General features: G+C 73.1%; 16 protein-coding genes. 3 read left to right on the top strand and 13 right to left on the bottom strand.

From position 1 onward, the window contains the following. Positions 1-28: 28 nt before the first annotated feature. Positions 29-1,078, bottom strand: coding sequence for a lipoate-protein ligase LplAB (gene lplAB / locus IEV86_RS13660; protein ID WP_043605342.1), 1,050 nt, complete (start codon positions 1,076-1,078; stop codon positions 29-31). Positions 1,079-1,141: 63 nt separating this feature from the next. On the opposite strand from lplAB, the gene IEV86_RS13655 reads away from it, so the two are divergent. Beyond that, positions 1,142-2,182, top strand: coding sequence for a glutathione S-transferase family protein (locus tag IEV86_RS13655; RefSeq protein ID WP_043605344.1), 1,041 nt, complete (start codon positions 1,142-1,144; stop codon positions 2,180-2,182). A gap of 85 nt (positions 2,183-2,267) precedes the next feature. Here the strand turns inward: IEV86_RS13655 and cimA are convergent, their stop codons facing one another. The 3 genes from cimA to IEV86_RS13640 form a co-directional block, all read right to left on the bottom strand. After that, on the bottom strand, positions 2,268-3,806 hold the full coding sequence (gene cimA / locus IEV86_RS13650) for a citramalate synthase (RefSeq protein ID WP_229734657.1): 1,539 nt from the start codon (positions 3,804-3,806) through the stop codon (positions 2,268-2,270). Positions 3,807-4,286: 480 nt separating this feature from the next. Then, a complete protein-coding gene (locus IEV86_RS13645; protein ID WP_043605349.1) occupies positions 4,287-5,405 on the bottom strand; it encodes a branched-chain amino acid aminotransferase in 1,119 nt (372 codons plus the stop codon). 75 nt (positions 5,406-5,480) lie between these two features. Then, positions 5,481-6,524: a 3-isopropylmalate dehydrogenase gene (locus IEV86_RS13640; RefSeq protein WP_043605393.1), complete on the bottom strand. Its 1,044-nt coding sequence runs from the start codon at positions 6,522-6,524 to the stop codon at positions 5,481-5,483. Positions 6,525-6,689: 165 nt separating this feature from the next. Between IEV86_RS13640 and IEV86_RS13635 the strand changes: the two genes are divergently transcribed. Continuing rightward, positions 6,690-7,853, top strand: coding sequence for a YihY/virulence factor BrkB family protein (locus tag IEV86_RS13635; RefSeq protein WP_081978659.1), 1,164 nt, complete (start codon positions 6,690-6,692; stop codon positions 7,851-7,853). A gap of 301 nt (positions 7,854-8,154) precedes the next feature. Here the strand turns inward: IEV86_RS13635 and ilvC are convergent, their stop codons facing one another. The 6 genes from ilvC to IEV86_RS13605 all read right to left on the bottom strand — a co-directional run bounded on the left by ilvC (position 8,155) and on the right by IEV86_RS13605 (position 15,288). Further along, positions 8,155-9,183, bottom strand: a complete 1,029-nt coding sequence (ilvC, locus tag IEV86_RS13630) for a ketol-acid reductoisomerase (RefSeq protein WP_043605351.1) — start codon at positions 9,181-9,183, stop codon at positions 8,155-8,157. A gap of 97 nt (positions 9,184-9,280) precedes the next feature. Then, positions 9,281-9,805 (bottom strand): acetolactate synthase small subunit, encoded by a 525-nt coding sequence (gene ilvN, locus IEV86_RS13625; RefSeq protein ID WP_043605354.1) that lies wholly within the window; start codon positions 9,803-9,805, stop codon positions 9,281-9,283. Continuing rightward, the gene (locus tag IEV86_RS13620; protein ID WP_043605356.1) at positions 9,802-10,530 is read right to left on the bottom strand and encodes an aspartate/glutamate racemase family protein; all 729 of its coding nucleotides are present in this window, start codon (positions 10,528-10,530) and stop codon (positions 9,802-9,804) included. Before IEV86_RS13620 ends, ilvN begins: the two co-directional genes overlap by 4 nt. Continuing rightward, a complete protein-coding gene (locus IEV86_RS13615) occupies positions 10,530-12,392 on the bottom strand; it encodes an acetolactate synthase large subunit (RefSeq protein WP_043605357.1) in 1,863 nt (620 codons plus the stop codon). The genes IEV86_RS13620 and IEV86_RS13615 overlap by 1 nt, the downstream gene beginning before the upstream one ends. Positions 12,393-12,740: 348 nt before the next feature. Beyond that, on the bottom strand, positions 12,741-14,474 hold the full coding sequence (ilvD, locus tag IEV86_RS13610) for a dihydroxy-acid dehydratase (RefSeq protein WP_052426122.1): 1,734 nt from the start codon (positions 14,472-14,474) through the stop codon (positions 12,741-12,743). 148 nt (positions 14,475-14,622) lie between these two features. Then, complete coding sequence (locus tag IEV86_RS13605; protein WP_043605358.1) at positions 14,623-15,288, bottom strand: 4a-hydroxytetrahydrobiopterin dehydratase; 666 nt, start codon at positions 15,286-15,288, stop codon at positions 14,623-14,625. Between the two features lie 85 nt (positions 15,289-15,373). Between IEV86_RS13605 and IEV86_RS13600 the strand changes: the two genes are divergently transcribed. Then, on the top strand, positions 15,374-16,372 hold the full coding sequence (locus tag IEV86_RS13600) for a LacI family DNA-binding transcriptional regulator (RefSeq protein WP_043605360.1): 999 nt from the start codon (positions 15,374-15,376) through the stop codon (positions 16,370-16,372). Between the two features lie 45 nt (positions 16,373-16,417). Here IEV86_RS13600 and IEV86_RS13595 read toward each other — a convergent pair whose 3' ends face one another. The 3 genes from IEV86_RS13595 to IEV86_RS13585 are packed head-to-tail and all read right to left on the bottom strand — an operon-like array spanning position 16,418 to position 19,595. Then, positions 16,418-18,040: a glycoside hydrolase family 43 protein gene (locus tag IEV86_RS13595; RefSeq protein WP_229734646.1), complete on the bottom strand. Its 1,623-nt coding sequence runs from the start codon at positions 18,038-18,040 to the stop codon at positions 16,418-16,420. Further along, positions 18,037-18,987, bottom strand: a complete 951-nt coding sequence (locus IEV86_RS13590; protein ID WP_043605361.1) for a 2-hydroxyacid dehydrogenase — start codon at positions 18,985-18,987, stop codon at positions 18,037-18,039. Before IEV86_RS13590 ends, IEV86_RS13595 begins: the two co-directional genes overlap by 4 nt. Positions 18,988-18,998: 11 nt before the next feature. Continuing rightward, a complete protein-coding gene (locus tag IEV86_RS13585; RefSeq protein WP_306460064.1) occupies positions 18,999-19,595 on the bottom strand; it encodes a GNAT family N-acetyltransferase in 597 nt (198 codons plus the stop codon). Positions 19,596-19,637: the final 42 nt, after the last annotated feature.

The following is a 19,637-nucleotide window of genomic DNA, read 5'->3' as shown; positions in this document are numbered from 1 at the left end:
CCGGGCCCACGGACACGCGCCGACCGTCTCAGGGGACGCGCGCCGTCCACTCCCGCGTGCCGAACTTGGTCTCGACGAGCTCCTCGGCGCGCGCCCGCTCCGCCGGTGTGACCTCGCCGTCGACCGTGTCGTAGCGCGACCGGAAGTGGGCCTTGAACGCCTCGATGACGTCGGCGCGCGGCATGCCGCTCTGCGAGCGAAGCGGGTCGACGCGCTTGTTGGCGCTCGTCGTCCCCTTGTCGGACATCTTCTCGCGCCCGATCCGGAGGACCTCGAGCATCTTGGTCGCGTCGATGTCGTACGCCATGGTCACGTGGTGCAGGACCGCGCCGTTCGCGAGGCGCTTCTGCGCGGCGCCGGCGATCTTGCCCGCGGGCGACGCGATGTCGTTGAGCGGCACGTAGGTCGCCTGGATGCCGAGCTCGGCGAGCGCCCCGAGCACCCAGTCGTCGAGGAACGCGTAGGACCGCTCGAAGCTCAGGCCCTCGACGAGGGACGCGGGCACCGTGAGCGAGTACGTGATGGTGTTGCCCGGCTCGATGAACATCGCGCCGCCGCCCGAGATGCGCCGCACGACGCTGATGCCGTGCCGCTCGGCGCCCTCGGGGTCGACCTCGTTGCGCAGCGACTGGAACGAGCCGATGACGACCGCAGGCGCACCCCACTCCCAGATCCGCAGGGTCGGGCGGCGCGTGCCGTCGCCCACCGACTCCGCGAGCGCCTGGTCCAGGGCCATGTGCATCACTGGCGACTGCGGCCCCTCGTGGACGACCTCGAACGTGTGGTCCTCCCACCGGGTGGCGTGCCCGAGCGCGCGGCGGACGGCGATCGCGACGGCCTCGGGCGAGAACCCGACCATGGTGACGTCGGGCCCGAGCACGCTCTCGACGACGCCGGTGAGGCGCGCGACGGTCGCGTCGGCGGACATGCCGAGCAGGGCCGCGTCGATCGCCTCGAGCGCGTCGTCCGGCTCGAGGAAGAAGTCGCCGCTCACCGCGACGCGCGAGATCCTCCCCTCGGAGACCTCGGCGTCGACCGCGACCAGCTTGCCTCCGGGGACCTTGTACTCGCCTCGCATGGCATGATCCTATGCCTAGTTGAATACTGAACTATCAGGATCGACGCGACGTGAGGAGCGGACATGGCCGCGGACCACCCCGAGCACAGCACCGCCGGCACCTACACGGTCAAGGGCAAGGAGTTCACGCGGGACACCCGTTACATCACGACGCGGGTCACGCGCGACGGCCGCGACGGGTTCCCGGTCGAGGCCGGCCGCTACCGGCTCGTCGCGGCACGCGCCTGCCCGTGGGCCAACCGCACGATCATCGTGCGCCGCCTGCTCGGCCTGGAGGACGCGATCTCGCTGGGCCTGCCCGGGCCGACGCACGACGAGCGGTCGTGGACCTTCGATCTCGACCCCGACGGCAAGGACCCGGTCCTCGGCATCGACCGACTCCAGGACGCCTACCTGCGGCGCGACCCGGAGTACTCGCGGGGCATCACCGTCCCGGCCCTCGTGGACGTGACGACGGGGGCGGTGGTCACCAACGACTACGCGCAGATCACGCTCGACCTGTCGACCGAGTGGGTCGACCACCACCGCGAGGGCGCACCCGACCTGTACCCCGAGCACCTGCGCGCCGAGATCGACGAGGTGAACGCCGTCGTCTTCCGCGACGTGAACAACGGCGTGTACCGCTGCGGCTTCGCTGGGTCGCAGGAGGCCTACGAGCGCGCGTACCACCGCCTGTTCGACGCGCTCGACCTGCTGGAGGAGCGCCTGACGACGCAGCGGTACCTCGTGGGCGACACCATCACCGAGGCCGACGTGCGCCTGTTCACGACGCTCGTGCGCTTCGACGCCGTCTACCACGGGCACTTCAAGTGCAACCGCACGAAGCTCACCGAGATGCCCGCGCTCTGGGGCTACGCGCGCGACCTGTTCCAGACGCCGGGGTTCGGCGACACGATCGACTTCGCGCAGATCAAGCAGCACTACTACGTCGTGCACACCGACATCAACCCGACCCAGGTCGTGCCGGTCGGGCCCGACCTGTCCGGCTGGGTCACGCCGCACGGCCGCGAGGAGCTCGGTGGGCGCCCGTTCGGCGACGGCACCGCCCCGGGTCCCGTGCGCGACGACGAGCGGGTGGACGCCGCGCACACGCCGCTGCGGTGACCGCGGCGCCCGGGGCGGTCGGCCCCGGGCGCGTCGCGCCCGACCGGTGCGGTCAGCCCCGGCGCGTCACGCCCGACCGGGGCGGTCAGCCCCGGCGCGTCACGCCGGCGCGGTGCAGCCCGAACACGATCGAGTCGACGATCGCCTCCCACGACGCCTCGACGATGTTCGGGCCGACACCGACCGTGCTCCACGTCGCCTCGGCGCCGGTGTCCATGGTCTCCACGAGCACGCGCGTCGTCGCGTCCGTGCCGTGCTGCGTGTCCATGATCCGCACCTTGAAGTCGATGAGCTCGAAGCGCTCGATCTCCGGGTAGCACGGCGCCAGCGCCTTGCGCAGCGCGTGGTCGAGCGCGTTGACCGGCCCGTTCCCCTCCCCCGTCGCGATCACGCGCTCGCCGCCGACGTGCACCTTGACCGTGGCCTCGCTGCTCGCCTCGGTCGGGTCGCCCGGCACCGTCTCGACGAAGACGCGCCAGCTCTCGGTGCGGAAGAACGCCGGCCGCTCCCCCTCGAGCTCCTCCCGGAGCAGGAGCTCGAACGACGCGTCCGCGGCGTCGTAGGTGTAGCCCTCGGCCTCGGCGTCCTTGACGCGGTTCGTGACGCGCGACAGGAGCTCGGTCCGGCCCGCGAGGTCGAAGCCGAGCTCGCGGCCCTTGAGCTCGATCGACGCACGGCCGGCCATCTCCGAGACGAGCATGCGCATGTCGTTGCCCACCGCGACGGGGTCGACGTGCTGGTAAAGGTCCGGGTCCACCTTGATCGCGCTCGCGTGGAGCCCGGCCTTGTGCGCGAACGCGCTCGCGCCGACGTAGGGCTGCCGTGCGAACGGCGCGATGTTGGTCACCTCGCTGATCGCGTGGGCGATGCGGGTCATGTCGCGCAGACCGGTCCCGCGCAGCAGCTCGCGACCCTCCTTGAGCTCGAGGTTCGCGACCACCGTGAGCAGGTCCGCGTTGCCCGTGCGCTCCCCGTAGCCGTTGACCGTGCCCTGGACGTGCACCGCACCGGCCTCGACCGCGGCGATGCTGTTCGCGACCGCGCAGCCGGAGTCGTTGTGGGCGTGGATGCCCAGCCGCCCGTCGGTGCGCGCGCGGACCGCCGAGACGACCTCGTGCACCCGCGAGGGGAGCATCCCGCCGTTGGTGTCGCACAGGACGACGCACTCGGCGCCCGCGGCGAAGCCCGCCTCGACCGCGCGCAGCGCGTAGTCCGCGTCGTACCGGTACCCGTCGAAGAAGTGCTCCGCGTCGACGACGACGCGCCGCCCCTCGGCCACGAGGAACGCGACGGTGTCGGCGATCATCGCGAGGTTCTCCTCCGCCGTCGTGCGCAGCGCGCGCTCGACGTGCCGGACGTCGTGCTTGGCGACGAGCGTCACGACGGAGGCCTCCGAGTCCAGCAGCGCGCGCACCTGGGCGTCCTCCCACGCGCGCGCCCCGGCCTTGCGGGTCGACCCGAACGCGGCCAGCACGGCGTGCTCGAGCTCGAGCTCCTTGGCCGCGCGCCGGAAGAACTCGGTGTCCTTGGGGATCGCGCCCGGCCAGCCGCCCTCGATGTAGCCGACGCCGAGCTCGTCGAGCAGCGGGGCGATCGTCAGCTTGTCGGCGACCGAGAGGTTCATGCCCTCCTGCTGGGCGCCGTCGCGCAGGGTCGTGTCGTAGACGTCGAACGTGGTGGAGTCCACGGCGTGCTCTCTTCGGTCGGCCGCGTGGCGGCGTCGTGCTGTCCTCGGTCGAGCCCGTCCGGCGCTCCCCCGCAGTGTGCCGCGGGGTCGCCTCCCGGCGGGGGTGGTGCCAGGAGATGGACGAGCAGGCCTGGGCGTGGTGGGCCCCGACCAACAAAAAGACCCCCCGGGGTACGGGAGGTCTGCGCGTCCGGCGGGTGGGCCGGACGCGCTACACGATGATGAGCGTGATGCAGGTCACGTCGCCATGATGCCACACGTCTCGCACGTCGAGAACACGCATCCGGACCGCGGGACGGCACGGCAGCAGCACCGGCGCGGCGTGCCGTGCCCCGGCCGGCTCGGCACGCGGTGACGGGCCCCGCACCGCGTGCCGAGCCCGTCACCGCACCGAGCCCGTCGGGCCGGTGACGCTTGTCAGGCGAGCCGACGCATCCAGCCGTGCGGGTCGGCGGCGCGGCCGTACTGGATGTCGGTCAGCTGAGCGCGGACGGACGCCGTGACGGCGCCCGTGCCGCCGTCACCGACGGTCAGGTCGAACTCGTCGCTCGCGAGGCGTCCGATCGGGGTGACGACCGCCGCCGTCCCGCACGCGAACACCTCGGCGACGGACCCGTCCTCGAGTCCTGCGCGGACCTCCGCGAGCGGGATCGGCCGCTCCTGCACGTCGTGGCCGGCCTCCGCGAGGAGCGTGAGGATCGACGAGCGCGTGACGCCCTCGAGGATCGAGCCGGTCAGCTCCGGGGTGCTCACGGTGCCGTCGGCGCCGACGACGAACACGTTCATCCCGCCGAGCTCCTCGACCAGCGTGCTGGTCGTCGCGTCGAGGAAGCACACCTGCTCGCAGCCGCGCGCGTACGCCTCCTGCTGCGGCAGCAGGCTCGCGGCGTAGTTGCCACCGCACTTCGCCGCCCCGGTGCCGCCCGGGCCCGCACGGTGGTAGTCGGTCGACACCCAGATCGAGACCGGCTTGACGCCGCTCGCGAAGTACGGGCCCACGGGCGACGCGATCACCACGTACTCGACCTCGCGCGCGGGTCGCACGCCGAGGAACGTCTCGGACGCGAACATGAAGGGACGCAGGTACAGGCTCGTCTCGCCGCCCGAGGGAACCCAGCCCCGGTCGGTCCGGACGAGGGCCTCGACCGACCCGAGGAAGTCCTCGACGGGCAGCTCCGGCAGCGCGAGCCGGCGCGCCGACGCGGCGAAGCGCCGCGCGTTGGCCTCGGGCCGGAAGCTCCACACCGAGCCGTCGGCGTGCGCGTAGGCCTTCAGCCCCTCGAAGATCTCCTGGCCGTAGTGCAGGACCGCCGACGCGGGGTCCATCGAGAGCGGCCCGTACCGCTCGACGCGGCGGTCGGCCCACCCGCCGTCGGCGGTCCAGGTCACACGGGCCATGTGGTCGGTGAAGACGGTCCCGAACGCCGGCGACTCGAGGAGGCGTGCGCGCTCCTCGTCGGTGCGGGCGGCGTCGTTCGCACGGACCTCGAACCGGTCGACGGTCGAGGCGTGGTGCGCAGCAGCAGTGGTGCTCATGTCGATCCTTTCCCCGGGGCGCGAGCCCGCACGGTTCCTGACGGTACCGGGGCGACGGCCGACGGGGTACAGCGCCTAGCCGGCGACGCGCGCGGCGAGGTCTGCGCCCACCTCGGCCGTCGTCCGTACTCGCGCGCCGCGCTCGGCGAGGTCCGCCGCGACCGCACGCTCGACCCGGGCCGCCGCCTCGTCGAGGCCCAGGTGCTCCAGCAGCATGCTCACCGACAGGACCGTCGCGGTCGGGTCGGCCTTGCCCTGGCCCGCGATGTCGGGGGCCGAGCCGTGCACGGGCTCGAACATCGAGGGCGACGTCCGGTCCGGGTTGATGTTGCCCGAGGCCGCGAGCCCGATGCCGCCCGTGATGGCCGCGGCCTGGTCGGTGAGGATGTCGCCGAACAGGTTGTCGGTCACGACCACGTCGAAGCGGGACGGCTTGGTGGTCATGAAGATCGTCGCCGCGTCGACGTGCAGGTAGTCGGTCGTCACGTCGGGGAACTCCGCGTTGACCCGCTCGACGGTGCGCCGCCACAGGTGGCCCGCGTGCACGAGGACGTTGTGCTTGTGCACGAGCGTGAGGTGCTTGCGCGGGCGCGCCTGGGCCCTGGCGAACGCGTCGCGCACGACGCGCTCGACGCCGAACGCGGTGTTGACGCTGACCTCGTTCGCCACCTCGTGGGGCGTGCCGACGCGGATCGCGCCTCCGTTACCGACGTACGGACCCTCGGTGCCCTCGCGCACGACGACGAAGTCGACCTCGCCCGGGTCGGCGAGCGGGGACGTCACGCCCGGGTAGAGCCGCGCCGGGCGCAGGTTGACGTAGTGGTCGAGCTCGAAGCGCAGGCGCAGGAGCAGCCCGCGCTCGAGGACGCCCGAGGGCACGCCCGGGTCACCGATCGCGCCGAGCAGGATCGCGTCGTGCTCGCGGACCGTCGCGAGGTCGGCGTCGGTCAGGGTCTCCCCCGTCGCGTGCCACCTCCGGGCGCCGAGGTCCAGGTGCGTCGGCTCGACCGTCACGTCCGAGCCGGCGACCGCGGCGTCGAGCACCGCGAGCCCCTGCTCGACGACCTCGGTACCGATCCCGTCACCCGCGACGACGGCGAGCTTCACAGTGCGTCCCATGCCGGTCACCCTAGCGTCACCCGTCCACCCCTCGGGACGCCCGGCTCACCATGCGGTCAGTGTGCACGGGGGTGACGTGTCGTCAGGCGACCCGCGGCCGTGGCGACCACACTGGACGCACGCGCCGACGGCCACGTCGGCGAGCCTCGACCACCCAGGCAGGCCATGACCCCGAGCGACGAACCCCCGGCCCGGACGGGCAGCGCGCGGACGGGCAGCGCGCGGACGGACGAGGCGCCGACGGGCGGCAGCCGGACGGAAAACCCCCGGACCGACCACGCCACGGCCGGCGCCCTCGAGCGCCGCCACCCCGGCGCGCACGCGACGAGCCCGCGCGAGATCCCCCTGCGAGGGTGGTGGCAGGTCGTCCGCCGGGCCGTGGTGCGGTCGGCGCAGGACCGCGTGCCGCTCGTCGCGGCGGGCGTCGCGTTCTTCGGCTTCCTCGCGATCTTCCCCACCCTCATCGCCGCCGTCCTGCTGTACGGGCTCGTCGCGGACCCCACCGACCTCGACGGGCACGTGCGCCAGGTGGCCGAGGTCCTCCCTCCGGACGCGACACGTCTCGTCGGGCAGCAGCTGACCGACCTGGTCGCCGGCGACCAGCAGGGGTTCTCCGTGGGGCTCGTGGTCTCGCTCGTCGCCGCCGTGTGGTCGGCGTCGGTCGGCGTGGCCAACCTCGTGACCGCGGTCAACATGGCGTACGAGGAGACCGAGCGCGTCGGCTTCGTCAAGCGCCGCCTCATCGCCCTGGCGTTCACCCTCGGCGCCGTCGTCACGTTCGTCCTGCTCGTGGCGCTCGTCGCGGTCGTTCCTGTGACGGTGACGCTCGACGGCGTCCCGGGCGCACTCCTCGACGCCGGGCGGTGGCTCGCGCTCGCCGTCGTCTCGGCCGTCGCGCTGGCCGGCGTCTACCGCTTCTCGCCCGAACGCCGCGACGCGCGCCTGCCCTGGGTCACCGTGGGCGCCGTCGTCGCGACGGTCCTGTGGCTCCTGGTCTCGGCCGGCTTCTCGCTGTACGTGACGTGGTTCGCGAGCTACAGCCGCACCTACGGGGCGCTCGCCGGCGTCGTCGTGCTCCTGGTGTGGATGTGGCTGACGAGCATGGCCGTGCTGCTCGGGGCCGAGGTCAACGCGGAGGCCGAGCACCAGACGGACCACGACACGACGGTCGGCCCGTGGCGCGCGCGCGGCGAGCGCGACGCCGTCAAGGCCGACACCGCGGTCGGCCGCCCCGACCCGCCCGACGCGGGCCCGGCCGACGACCACACCCGCCGCACGCGCGCACCCGACACCGACACCGTGCATCCGCGGAGCGGGTCGACGCAGTAGTCCTGTCAAGAGGCCCAGATGCGACGACCACCTCACCCGACGTCCAGACGCCCCGCGAGGACGCCGAAGGCCCCAAGCCGTCGGACCGGGGCTCCGCAGCGGCACAGCGCAGCGGAGCCCCGGTCCGACGCCGTGGCCGGGTCTCGCGGGAGGCCCGCCAGGACCGGGTGGTCGACGTCGGACCGAGGCTCCGCAGAGCGACCCGGCCTCGGGGATCAGCGGGCGGCGCTTCCCTCACGCCGATGCTCGGGACGCACCGCCCTCGTCCTCGCGGGCCGCTCCTGCGTCGCGGACCACTCGGTCAGCGGGCGGCGCTTCCCTCGACGTAGTCGGAGTCCGAGTCCTTGATCCACGAGAACATCTTGCGCAGCTCGCGGCCCGTCGCCTCGATCGGGTGCTGCTCGCCCTTCGCGCGCAGCTCCGTGAACTCCGGCGCGCCGGCGTCCTGGTCGGCGATGAAGCGCTCGGCGAACGCGCCGTTCTGGATGTCCGCGAGGACGGCCTTCATGTTCTCCTTCACCTCGGGCGAGATGACCCGGGGACCGGAGACGTAGTCGCCGTACTCGGCCGTGTCGGAGACGCTCCAGCGCTGCTTCGCGATGCCGCCCTCGACCATGAGGTCGACGATGAGCTTGAGCTCGTGGAGGACCTCGAAGTACGCGACCTCGGGCTGGTAGCCGGCCTCGGTGAGGACCTCGAACCCGTACTGCACGAGCTGTGACGCACCGCCGCAGAGGACGGCCTGCTCGCCGAAGAGGTCGGTCTCGGTCTCCTCGGTGAAGGTCGTCCTGATCCCGCCCGCACGGAGCCCGCCGATGGCCTTGGCGTACGACTTCGCGAGGTCCCACGCCTGACCGGACGCGTCCTGCTCGACGGCGACGATCACGGGCACGCCGCGACCGCCCTCGTACTCGCGGCGCACGAGGTGACCCGGGCCCTTGGGCGCGACCATGAGCACGTCGTGGCCGGCGGCCGGCTTGATGTACCCGAAGCGGATGTTGAACCCGTGGCCGAACACGAGAGCCGCGCCCTCGGCGAGGTTGGGCTCGATCTCGTTGCGGTAGATGTGCCGCTGGAACTGGTCGGGCGCGAGGACGACGACGACGTCGGCACCCTTGACCGCCTCGGCGACGGTCGCGACCTTGAGGCCCTGCTCCTCGGCCTTGGCACGCGACGGGCTGCCCTCGCGCAGACCGACGGTCACGTCGACACCGGAGTCCCGCAGGTTGAGCGAGTGCGCGTGCCCCTGGCTGCCGTAGCCGATGACGGCGACCTTCCGGCCGGCGATGAGGGACAGGTCGGCGTCGTCGTCGTAGAACAGCTCTGCCACGGGGGTGTCTCCTTGGTTCTCGGGTGGTGCGTGCAGTGTGGCGCACGAGCGGCGCGGGCCGGTCGTGCGGCCGCCGGGTGGACGGCCGGTGGGCCCGTCAGGCCGAGCGGTTGACCCGCTCGAGGGCTCGGTCGGTGATGGACCGCGCGCCGCGGCCGATGGCCACGGTGCCGGACTGGACGATCTCGCGGATGCCGTAGGGCTCGAGCGCCGCGAGGAGCGCGTCGAGCTTGCCCGGGCTGCCCGTCGCCTCGATGACGACGGCCTCGGGCACGACGTCGACGACGTGCGCCCGGAACAGCTGGACGACCTCGAGCACGTGCGACCGCGTGGTCGCGTCGGCGCGGACCTTGACGAGCAGGAGCTCGCGCTGGACGGACGCGTCGGCCTCGAGCTCGACGATCTTGATCACGTTGATGAGCTTGTTCAGCTGCTTCGTCACCTGCTCGAGCGGGAGCTCGTCGACGTCGACGACGACCGTGATCCGCGAGATCTCCTCATGCTCGGTCGGCCCCACCGCGAGCGAGTGGATGTTGAACGAGCGCCGCGCGAAGAGGCCCGCGACCCGCGTGAGGACGCCGGGCTTGTTCTCCACGAGGACGGACAGCGTGTGCCTGCTCATGCAGCACCTTCTTCTTCGACGGGGAGCCCGGCCGCGAGCGCGGCGTCGAGCAGGGCGTTGACGTGGACGGCCGTGCTGTCGAGCACGGGGACGGGGCTGAACGGGGTGTCGCCCGGGAGGAGCATCGCGAGCTCCGTGCACCCGAGGACCACCGCGTCGACGCCGCGCGCGACGAGCCGCTCGACGACGTCGACGTACGCCTGCCGGGTCGCCGGCGTCACGCGGCCGTGCACGAGCTCCGCGTAGATGAGCCGGTGCACCTCGTCGGCGTCGGCCGGGTCGGGCACGAGCGTCTCGATCCCGCGCGGCGCGAGCCGGGACGGGTACAGGTCGGACGCCATGGTGTACGCGGTCCCGAGCAGGCCGACGTGCCGGGCACCCGCGCGCTCGGCGGCGTCGGCGACGGCATCGACGACGTGGACCACGGGCAGGCCCGAACCGGCCGCGACGTCGTCGGCGACGAGGTGCATGGTGTTCGCGAGGATGCCGACCAGCTCGGCGCCGGCCGCGCGCAGCGCCCGGCCCTCGGCCGCGTACCGCTCCCCGAGCGCGACCCAGTCACCCGCGACCTGGAGCGCCTCGACCTCGGCGAAGTCGACCGACCGCAGCACGAGGTCGGCCGAGTGGAAGCCGCCGAGCCGCTCGCGGACGCCCTCGTTGAGCTGGGCGTAGTAGTGCGCCGACGACTCCCACGAGGTGCCGCCGAGCAGACCGATGCGCCGCACTACTCCTCCCGGTCCCAGGCGGGGCTGATGCCGCGCGCGTACTGGATCTCGTCGTTGCTCACGCCCGCGGCGACCATCGGCCACACCATCGCGTCGCGCGACACCGTGAAGTCGACGACGACGGGCTGGTCGTCGATCTCCATCGCGCGCCGGATCGTCGCGTCGACGTCCGCGGCCGTCTCGGCGCGCAGGCCGACGCAGCCGTACGCGTCGGCGAGCTTGACGAAGTCCGGGATGCGCGCGGTGCCGTGGCCGGTGTGCAGGTCCGTGTTGGAGTACCGCGACTCGTAGAAGAGCGTCTGCCACTGCCGGACCATGCCGAGCGAGGAGTTGTTGATGAGCGCGACCTTGATCGGGATGTCGTTGATCGCGCAGGTCGCGAGCTCCTGGTTGGTCATCTGGAAGCAGCCGTCGCCGTCGATCGCCCACACGGTGCGGTCCGGGTCGCCGACCTTCGCGCCCATGGCCGCGGGCACCGAGTAGCCCATGGTGCCCAGGCCCCCGGAGTTGAGCCACGAGTTGGGTCGCTCGTACCGGATGAACTGCGCGGCCCACATCTGGTGCTGGCCGACGCCCGCGACGTAGATCGCCTCGGGCCCGGCGATCTCGCCGAGCCGCTGGATGACGTGCTGCGGCGCGAGGTGGCCGTCCTCGGGCTCGGTGAACCCGAGCGGGAACGTCTCGCGCCAGTCGTCGATCTGCCGCCACCAGCCCTCGAGGTCCGGCTTGCCGTGCTGAGCGTGCTCGCGCGCGAGCTCGGGCAGCAGGTCCGCGATGACCTCGCGCAGGTCGCCGACGATCGGCACGTCGGCGCGGCGGTTCTTGCCGATCTCGGCGGGGTCGATGTCCGCGTGCACGACCGTCGCGTGCGGCGCGAACGACGACAGCTTCCCGGTCACGCGGTCGTCGAAGCGCGCACCCAGGGCCACGATGAGGTCGGCCTTCTGCAGCGCCGCCACGGCCGGGACCGTCCCGTGCATCCCCGGCATGCCGAGGTGCTGCGGGTGCGAGTCGGGCAGGACGCCCCGCGCCATGAGCGTCGTCACCGCGGGGGCACCCGACTCGTCCACGAGACGCCGCAGCTCGGCGCTCGCCCCGGCGCGCAGGGCGCCTCCCCCGACGTAGAGCACCGGCCGGCGCGCGGTCGCGAGCAGGCGCGCGGCCTCACGGATCTGCTTGGCGTGCGGCTTGGTCACGGGGTGGTAGCCCGGCAGGTCGACCGACTGCGGCCACGAGAACGTCGTGCGGGTCTGCATCGCGGACTTCGCGATGTCGACGAGCACGGGCCCGGGCCGCCCCGTGCTGGCGATGTGGAAGGCCTGGGCGATCGTCCGCGGGATGTCGTCCGGGTCGGTGACGAGGAAGTTGTGCTTCGTGATCGGCAGCGTGATGCCGACGATGTCGGCCTCCTGGAACGCGTCGGTGCCGATCATCGAGGCGCCGACCTGACCCGTGATCGCGACGAGCGGCACCGAGTCCATGTTGGCGTCGGCGATCGGCGTCACGAGGTTGGTCGCACCCGGCCCGGACGTCGCCATGCAGACCCCGACGCGCCCCGTCGCGTAGGCGTAGCCCGACGCCGCGTGACCGGCGCCCTGCTCGTGCCGGACGAGGATGTGCCGCAGCTTCGTGGAGTCCATGAGCGGGTCGTACGTCGGCAGGATCGCACCGCCGGGGATGCCGAAGACGACCTCGGTCCCGGCCGCCTCGAGCGACCGGACGATCGACTCCGCGCCCGTGACGGACGTGCTGGGGACGGTGACACGGTCCTGGGCCGGCCGGACGTCCGCCGGCGTGACCGGTCGGGTGTCGGCGGGGCGCCCCGCGCCCTGCGACGGGGCCTGCTGCGTGCCCTGGACCATGTGCTCTCCCTGGAGGGGTGTGGTGCGTGCGGTGTCCTGCTGTGCTGCGCCGTGCGGCGACCCCTGACATGAAAAAACCCCTCCGCCCGTCAGGTGGGCTGCGAGGGGTGGCGCGCGGACGAGACCTGGCTGGCGGGTCGGCCCGAGCGCCTAGGCGAGTACTACGAGAACGGTCGTCTGCACGTGGTCGACCTTACGCCTCGCCCCTGACGCTGTCACGCGAACCGGCACGGGTCTCACATCGTGGTTCACGAGACCGCGATCCGGACAAGGTCGACGACCGCTCCCCGGTGCGGACCCGCCCGGTGACGCGGTGGGCCCGCCCGTCACCGGGCGGGCCCTCCGACGTCAGCCGACCACGGCGCCCTTCGACGCGGACTGCACGAGCTTGGCGTACTTGGCGAGCACACCGCGGGTGTACCGCGGAGGCAGCGGCGCCCAGCCGGCCGCGCGGGCCTCGAGCTCGGCCGGGTCGACCAGGAGCTCGAGGGTCGCGCTCGCGACGTCGAGGCGGATCCGGTCACCGTCCCGCACGAACGCGATCGGGCCGGCGTCCACCGCCTCGGGGGCGACGTGCCCGACGCACAGGCCCGTCGTCCCGCCCGAGAACCGGCCGTCCGTCAGGAGCAGAACGTCCTTGCCGAGACCGGCGCCCTTGATGGCCCCGGTGATCGCGAGCATCTCGCGCATGCCAGGACCGCCCTTGGGGCCCTCGTACCGGATGACGACGACGTCGCCGGCCTGGATCGTGCCGTCCTCGAGCGCGTCCATGGCGGCCCGCTCGCGGTCGAACACGCGAGCGGTGCCCTCGAACACGTCGGAGTCGAAGCCCGCGGACTTCACGACCGCACCCTCGGGCGCGAGCGAGCCGTGCAGGATCGTGATCCCGCCCGTGCGGTGGATCGGGTCGTCGAGCGCCCGGAGGATCTTGCCGTCGGGGTCCGGCGGGTTCACGTCGGCGAGGTTCTCGGCGACCGTCTTCCCGGTGACGGTGAGGCAGTCCCCGTGCAGCAGGCCCGCGTCCAGGAGCGCCTTCATGACGACCGGGACGCCGCCGATGCGGTCGACGTCGTTCATCACGTAGCGGCCGAACGGCTTGAGGTCGCCCAGGTGCGGCACCTTGGCGCCGATCCGCGCGAAGTCCGCGAGCGACAGGTCGACCTCGGCCTCGTTCGCGATCGCGAGCAGGTGCAGCACCGCGTTGGTCGACCCGCCGAACGCCATGACGACGGCGATCGCGTTCTCGAACGCCTCCTTGGTCATGATCTGGCGCGCCGTGATCCCGCGGCGGAGGAGCTCGACGACCGCCTCGCCCGAGCGCGCGGCGAACGCGTCGCGGCGCCGGTCGGCGGACGGCGGCGCGGCCGAGCCGGGCAGCGACATGCCCATGGCCTCCGCGACCGACGCCATGGTGTTCGCCGTGTACATCCCGCCGCAGGCACCCTCGCCCGGGCAGATCGCCCGCTCGATCCGGTCGACGTCCTCCTTGCTCATGAGCCCGCGCGCGCACGCGCCCACGGCCTCGAAGGCGTCGATGATCGTGACGTCCTTCTCGGTGCCGTCGCTGAGCTTGACCCAGCCCGGGGCGATCGTGCCCGCGTAGAGGAACACCGACGCGAGGTCGAGGCGCGCCGCGGCCATGAGCATGCCGGGGAGCGACTTGTCGCAGCCGGCGAGGAGCACGGACCCGTCGAGCCGCTCGGCCTGCATGACCGTCTCGACGCTGTCCGCGATGAGGTCACGGCTCACGAGGGAGAAGTGCATCCCCTCGTGCCCCATCGAGATGCCGTCGGAGACGGAGATCGTGCCGAACTCGAGCGGGAAGCCGCCGCCCGCGTGCACGCCGTTCTTCACGGCCTTCGCGAGGCGGTCGAGGGAGAGGTTGCAGGGCGTGATCTCGTTCCACGAGCTCGCGACGCCGATCTGGGGCTTCGCGAAGTCCTCGTCGCCCATGCCGACCGCACGGAGCATCCCGCGCGAGGCCGTGGCCTCGAGCCCGTCGGTCACCTGGCGGCTGCGCGGCTTGATGTCGACCGCTGCGTCCCGGTCGGCGGGCGGGGCGGCGGGCAGGGTGTCACTCATGGCCGGAGTCTAGGTCGGCGGGCAGCACGGGCCGGCGAGGTGGCCGCACTGCGGACCTTTTCCCCGAGGACGCCGTGCGGCCCTGCGGGAGGGCCCCGCGAGCACATCGACGGCCCACGCGGCCACCGCCCGGGCGCGCCTGCAGCCCTCAGTCGCCCTGACCTCGGCCCTGCCACGTGCACAGGCAGACCTCGTTGCCCTCGGCGTCGGCGACGACCCAGAACGCGGGCGCGCGCCGGTCGCTCACGAGCCGCCCGCCGGCGGCCAGCACGGCGCCCAGCCGGTCGAGCGCGACGTCGTGCGGGACGTCGACGTCGATGTGGATGCGGTTGCGCTGCGGGCGCGGGGAGTCCATGTGCTGGAACCAGACGCACGGCCCCTCACCCGCCGGGTCGACGAGGCGCTCGACGTCGTGCGGGTCCCGCTCGTAGCCGAGCGCCGCCTGCCAGAACGGGAGCACCGCCGCGACGTCCTGCGTGTCCACCGCGATCTCCAGCATGCGCGGCGCGCGCGGGTCGGCCTCGACGCCGCGCTCGTCGGCGAGCGCCGAGACCCGACGCGCGAGCTCGACGTCACGCTCGGTCAGGGCGCCGACGTCGTGCGAGAGCGTCGTCACGGTGACCGTGCCGTAGCGCAGCAGGACGTCGGGGTGGTGATCCAGCTCGTCCGCCGTCGCGGCCACCGCGGCGACGAGCTCGGCGCCGCGCGCGAACGAGCCGGTGCGGAAGGTCGCGCGCAGGGTCCCCAGCACGACGCGCCAGTGCCGCGCGTCGGTTCGCCGGGACACGACGGCGTGCGGGAGGATGTCGCTCATGGCCCCATGCTGGCACCGCGTGCCGACACGCGGGACCGACCGGCGGTAAAACGTTATCGATAACGGTTTCTCGCTGTATCGTTCGATCGTGCGTCAGGGACGGGTGACCATCAACGACGTCGCGCGGACCGCGGGCGTCTCCGTCGCGACGGTCTCGAAGGTCATCAACGGCCGGTACGGCGTCGCGGGCGCCACCAGCGAGCGCGTACGCGAGGTCATCGAGCAGCTCGGCTACGAGTCCAGCCTCGTGGCGCGGTCCCTGCGCAGCCACCGCACCAACGTGATCGGCATCCTCGTCGCCGAGTTCGAGCCGTTCAGCACCGAGATCCTCAAGGGTGCCTCGGCCGCGATCGCCGACACGGGGTACGAGCTCCTCGCGTACTCCGGCCACACCGCGAGCGTCGTCGGATGGGAGCGCCGCTACCTGTCCCGGCTGAGCGGGACCCTCATCGACGGCGCGGTCCTCGTCACGCCGACGGTCGTCGACGCCGACGCGGGCGTCCCCGTCGTGGCGATCGACCCGCACAGCGGGCCGTCCGGCCTGCCGACGGTCGACTCGGACAACCTGACCGGCGCGGTCGTGGCGACCGAGCACCTGCTGCGGCTCGGCCACCGTCGCATCGGCTTCCTCGGCGGACGCCCGGACCTCGAGTCGTCGCGGCTGCGCGAGGAGGGGTACCGGCTCGCGCTGAGCCGTGCCGGCATCGAGGTCGACCCGGCCCTCGTCCGGGTGGGCGGCTACCGCCGCGAGACCGCCGAGGCGCCCGCGCACGAGCTGCTCGACGTGCCGGACCGGCCGACGGCCGTCTTCGCGGCGAACGACCTCTCGGCCATCGCGACGATCGACGTCGCGCGGTCGCGCGGCATGCGGGTGCCCGACGACCTCTCGGTGATCGGGTTCGACAACGTGCCGGAGTCGGCCCTCACCTCTCCCCCGCTGACCACCATCAGCCAGCCGATGCAGCGCATGGGCTCCGAGGCGATCCGGCTGCTCGTGGGCCTCATGTCGGGCGCACCGCCACAGGAGATCCACGTGCGCCTGCCCACCGAGCTCGTCGAGCGGAGCACCTGCCGCCCGCTGTGACGCGGTCGCGTCGCGCGCCCCGTGCGTGGCGCGGACCGGGGCCGGTCAGGCCGCGGGCGGCACCGGTGCGTACTCGAACCACTCGACGTGCGCCGTCGTCGTCGACGGCATGCCGTTGCTCGTGCCGTAGAGACCGAGCCAGACGCCCACGAAGCTGTCCGCGACCGTGCTGTCCAGCATGCGGCCGTCGAGCGTGACCAGGTGCTGGTCCTCCCCGTCCTCGCCCACGAGCACCGCCTCGTACTCCTGTCCGCGCACCCGCAGCCCGAGCTCGATCGCACCGTCCGGTGCGGGGACGACCAGCAGGACCGTCCGGCGGCCCTCGTGCCGACGCACCACGAGGATGCGCCGCGGCCCGCCCTCCATGGCGGCGCCCGCGACGACGACGAGGTAGTGGTGGTCGTCCGACTGCCGCACCACGAGGCCGAACCACTCGTCCGCGCTCGCCGGCTCGAATCGCAGGCGTGCCGTCACGTCGACGTCGACGTGCTGCTGCCGTCGGCCGACGAACGCCGCGGGCCGCGCGCCGTCCAGGGTCGCGGGCAGGAGCGTGACGTCGAGGCCACCCTCCGGACCCGCCTGCGCGAACGCGGCGGCAGGCCCGCGCACGGCGTTCCAGGCGAGCCCCAGCCCGCCGGCGAACGTGTCGCGCACGGGGTTCTCGGGCCACGGGTGCGCCGGGAGCGACGGCGCGCGCTCGACGAGCCGCACCTGTCCCACACCGGGCGCGAACACGGGCCAGCCGTCCTCCCACGTCACCGGGACGAGGAACGTCTCGCGCCCGAGGTTCTCGTACAGGCCGCCGTACGGCCTCGTCCCCAGCACGACCGCCCACCAGCTGCGGTCGGGAAGCTCCACGAGGTCGGCGTGCCCGACGCCCATGACCGGGTGCGTCCGGCCGAGGTGGCGGTGCGTGAGCACGGGGTTCGCGCGGTTGCCCGCATACGGCCCGGTCACGCGCGTGCTCCGCGCGACGCTCACCGCGTGGTGGTGCTCGGTGCCGCCCTCGGCGGCGAGCAGGTGGTACCAGCCCTCGACCTTGAGCAGACGCGGCGCCTCGGCCCAGGCGGCGCCGAGCAGCGCGCCGCGCCAGACGACGTGCTCCGGGCCCACGAGCCGCAACGTCGTGCGGTCCATCTCGCGGACCCAGATCTCGGCCTGCTCGTCCCACTGCGGGGACCGGCTCTCGCGCGTCCCCGTCGCCCACGCACGGCCGTCGTCGTCGAAGAACAGGGCCGGGTCGATCCCCTCGTCCTCCCACCACACGGGCTCGGACCACGGCCCGGCCGGGTCCTGCGCCGTCACGACGAAGTTGCCCACCTGCCCGGACCCGTTGGGGCCGACGAACGTGCTGGTCAGGTAGAAGGTGCCGTCGTGGTGGCGCAGCGTCGGCGCGTACAGGCCCTCCGACGACCGCACGCCCGCGAGCGAGAGCTGCTCGGGCCGGTCGACCGCGTGACCGATCGGCCGCCAGTGCACGAGGTCACGGCTGTGGAACAGCGGGATGCCGGGCACGTACTCGAACGACGACGTCGCGAGGTAGTAGTCGTCACCGACCCGGCACACCGTCGGGTCGGGGTGGCAGCCCGGGAGCACCGGGTTCCGTACCGTCCGCCCCTCGGGGGCGTCGGGCACGTCGGCCCCGGGACCGGAACCGACGGTGATCACGTCAGCGGCTCCCGGACGACGTTGACCGGCTCCTCGCCCGCCACCAGCCGTGCGACCTGCCGCGCGACGAGCCGGGCGAGCCGCGGACCCGTCGCGTCCGTGTTGCCGCCGAGGTGGGGCGTCACGACCACGCCCGGGACGGACCAGAGCGGGTGGTCCGGGGGCAGCGGCTCGGGGTCCGTGACGTCCAGCGCGGCGCGCAGGCGGCCCGACGACGTCTCCGCGAGCAGCGCCTCCGTGTCGACGACCCGCCCGCGTCCGACGTTCACGACGACCGCCCCGTCGGGCAGCGCGCGCAGGAAGGCCGCGTCGACGAGGTGCTCGGTCGAGGGCGTCAGCGGGAGGACCGTGACGACGGCGTCGACGCGGGGCAGGAGCGCCGGCAGCTCGTCGACGCCGTGGACGACGAGCCCGTCGTGCTCGCGGCGCGTGCTGGCGACCCGGACGACGTCGACCTCGAACGGCGCGAGCCGACGCTCGACCGCCGAGCCGATCGACCCGTAGCCGAGGATCATGACGCGACGGTCGGCGAGCGAGCTGCGCCGGCGCGGCTCCCACCTGCCCTCGGGCATCGCCCGGACCGCGTCGACGACGCCCCGCTGGACCGCGAGCAGGAGGCCGACCGCGAGCTCGGCCGTCCCGGCGTCGTGCACACCACGGCCGTTGCACAGCGTCACACGGTCCGGCACGAGCCCGAGCGCGTGCTCGTAGCCGGCGCTCGCGAGCTGCACGACGCGGAGACCGTCCATGCCGTGCAGCGGCGCGAAGCGCTCGGGCGTCATGCCCGAGTTCGGCGCGACGACGACGTCGACCTCGGCCGGGTCGAGCCCCGGCGGCGGGTCACCCGCCAGGTCCCAGGTGACCAGGCGGGCCCGGCCCGCGGCCACGTCGGGCTCGGTGCCGAGCGCGGTGCGGAGGGCCTCGTCGGGCACGACGACGGTGAGCATGCGGGCTCCGATCAGGGTCGTGACGGCTGCGTCGCCGCGGCCGCGCGGTAGTCGTCCTCGAGGATCGCCATCAGCTCGACGTCGACCCAGTAGTCGCCGTCGCGGTGCACCTCGCGGAGCCGTCCCTCCACCTGGAAGCCGTGGTTCTCGTAGAGCATCCGGGCGCGAGGGTTGATCTCGAGCACGTCGAGCGCGACCCGGTGCAGACCCAGACCCTCGGGCGGCGCGCCGAACGCGTGCGCGAGCACGAGGCCGATCGCCTCGCCGCCGAAGCCGCGGCCCCGCTGGCCGGGACGCAGGCTCATCCGCATCGACGCGTTCGCGTCGCGCTCGTCGATGTCCATGAGGACGATCTCGCCCAGGAACTCGTCCGAGCCGTGCACCGTGATGGCCAGGTCGATCCGGCCCGGACGTGAGGCGACCGACGCGCACCACGCGTCGCTCTCCTCGCGCGTGATGTCGCGCACCGTACCCGTCAGACGGCGCCCTTCGGGGTCGTTGACCATCTCCCACATGCCGTCCGCGTCCTCCGCGCGGACCGGCCGCAGGACCACGAGCTCACCCACGAGCGTCGGCTTGTCCATCCCGTACCCCATCTCCGTGGGCAACCCCCTGCCCACCTCGTCGACGCCTGCTCGCCCGGCGCCCGC

The organism is Cellulomonas carbonis (assembly GCF_014636275.1).
Taxonomy (GTDB): Bacteria; Actinomycetota; Actinomycetes; order Actinomycetales; family Cellulomonadaceae; genus Actinotalea; species Actinotalea carbonis.
Note: the sequence above shows the minus strand (reverse complement) of the source record. Positions and strands in the feature narration are given on the sequence as shown.

Bases quoted from the DNA above. Each gene is read 5' to 3' on its own strand.
- IEV86_RS13645 (WP_043605349.1), bottom strand. From the start codon at position 5,405: ATGAGCACCACTGCTGCTGCGCACCACGCCTCGACCGTCGACCGGTTC.
- ilvN (WP_043605354.1), bottom strand. From the start codon at position 9,805: ATGAGCAGGCACACGCTGTCCGTCCTCGTGGAGAACAAGCCCGGCGTC.
- IEV86_RS13590 (WP_043605361.1), bottom strand. From the start codon at position 18,987: ATGCTCACCGTCGTCGTGCCCGACGAGGCCCTCCGCACCGCGCTCGGC.
- IEV86_RS13640 (WP_043605393.1), bottom strand. From the start codon at position 6,524: ATGGGACGCACTGTGAAGCTCGCCGTCGTCGCGGGTGACGGGATCGGT.
- IEV86_RS13655 (WP_043605344.1), top strand. From the start codon at position 1,142: ATGGCCGCGGACCACCCCGAGCACAGCACCGCCGGCACCTACACGGTC.
- IEV86_RS13635 (WP_081978659.1), top strand. From the start codon at position 6,690: ATGACCCCGAGCGACGAACCCCCGGCCCGGACGGGCAGCGCGCGGACG.
- IEV86_RS13605 (WP_043605358.1), bottom strand. From the start codon at position 15,288: ATGAGCGACATCCTCCCGCACGCCGTCGTGTCCCGGCGAACCGACGCG.
- lplAB (WP_043605342.1), bottom strand. From the start codon at position 1,078: ATGCGAGGCGAGTACAAGGTCCCCGGAGGCAAGCTGGTCGCGGTCGAC.
- cimA (WP_229734657.1), bottom strand. From the start codon at position 3,806: ATGAACCTCTCGGTCGCCGACAAGCTGACGATCGCCCCGCTGCTCGAC.
- IEV86_RS13615 (WP_043605357.1), bottom strand. From the start codon at position 12,392: ATGGTCCAGGGCACGCAGCAGGCCCCGTCGCAGGGCGCGGGGCGCCCC.
- ilvD (WP_052426122.1), bottom strand. From the start codon at position 14,474: ATGAGTGACACCCTGCCCGCCGCCCCGCCCGCCGACCGGGACGCAGCG.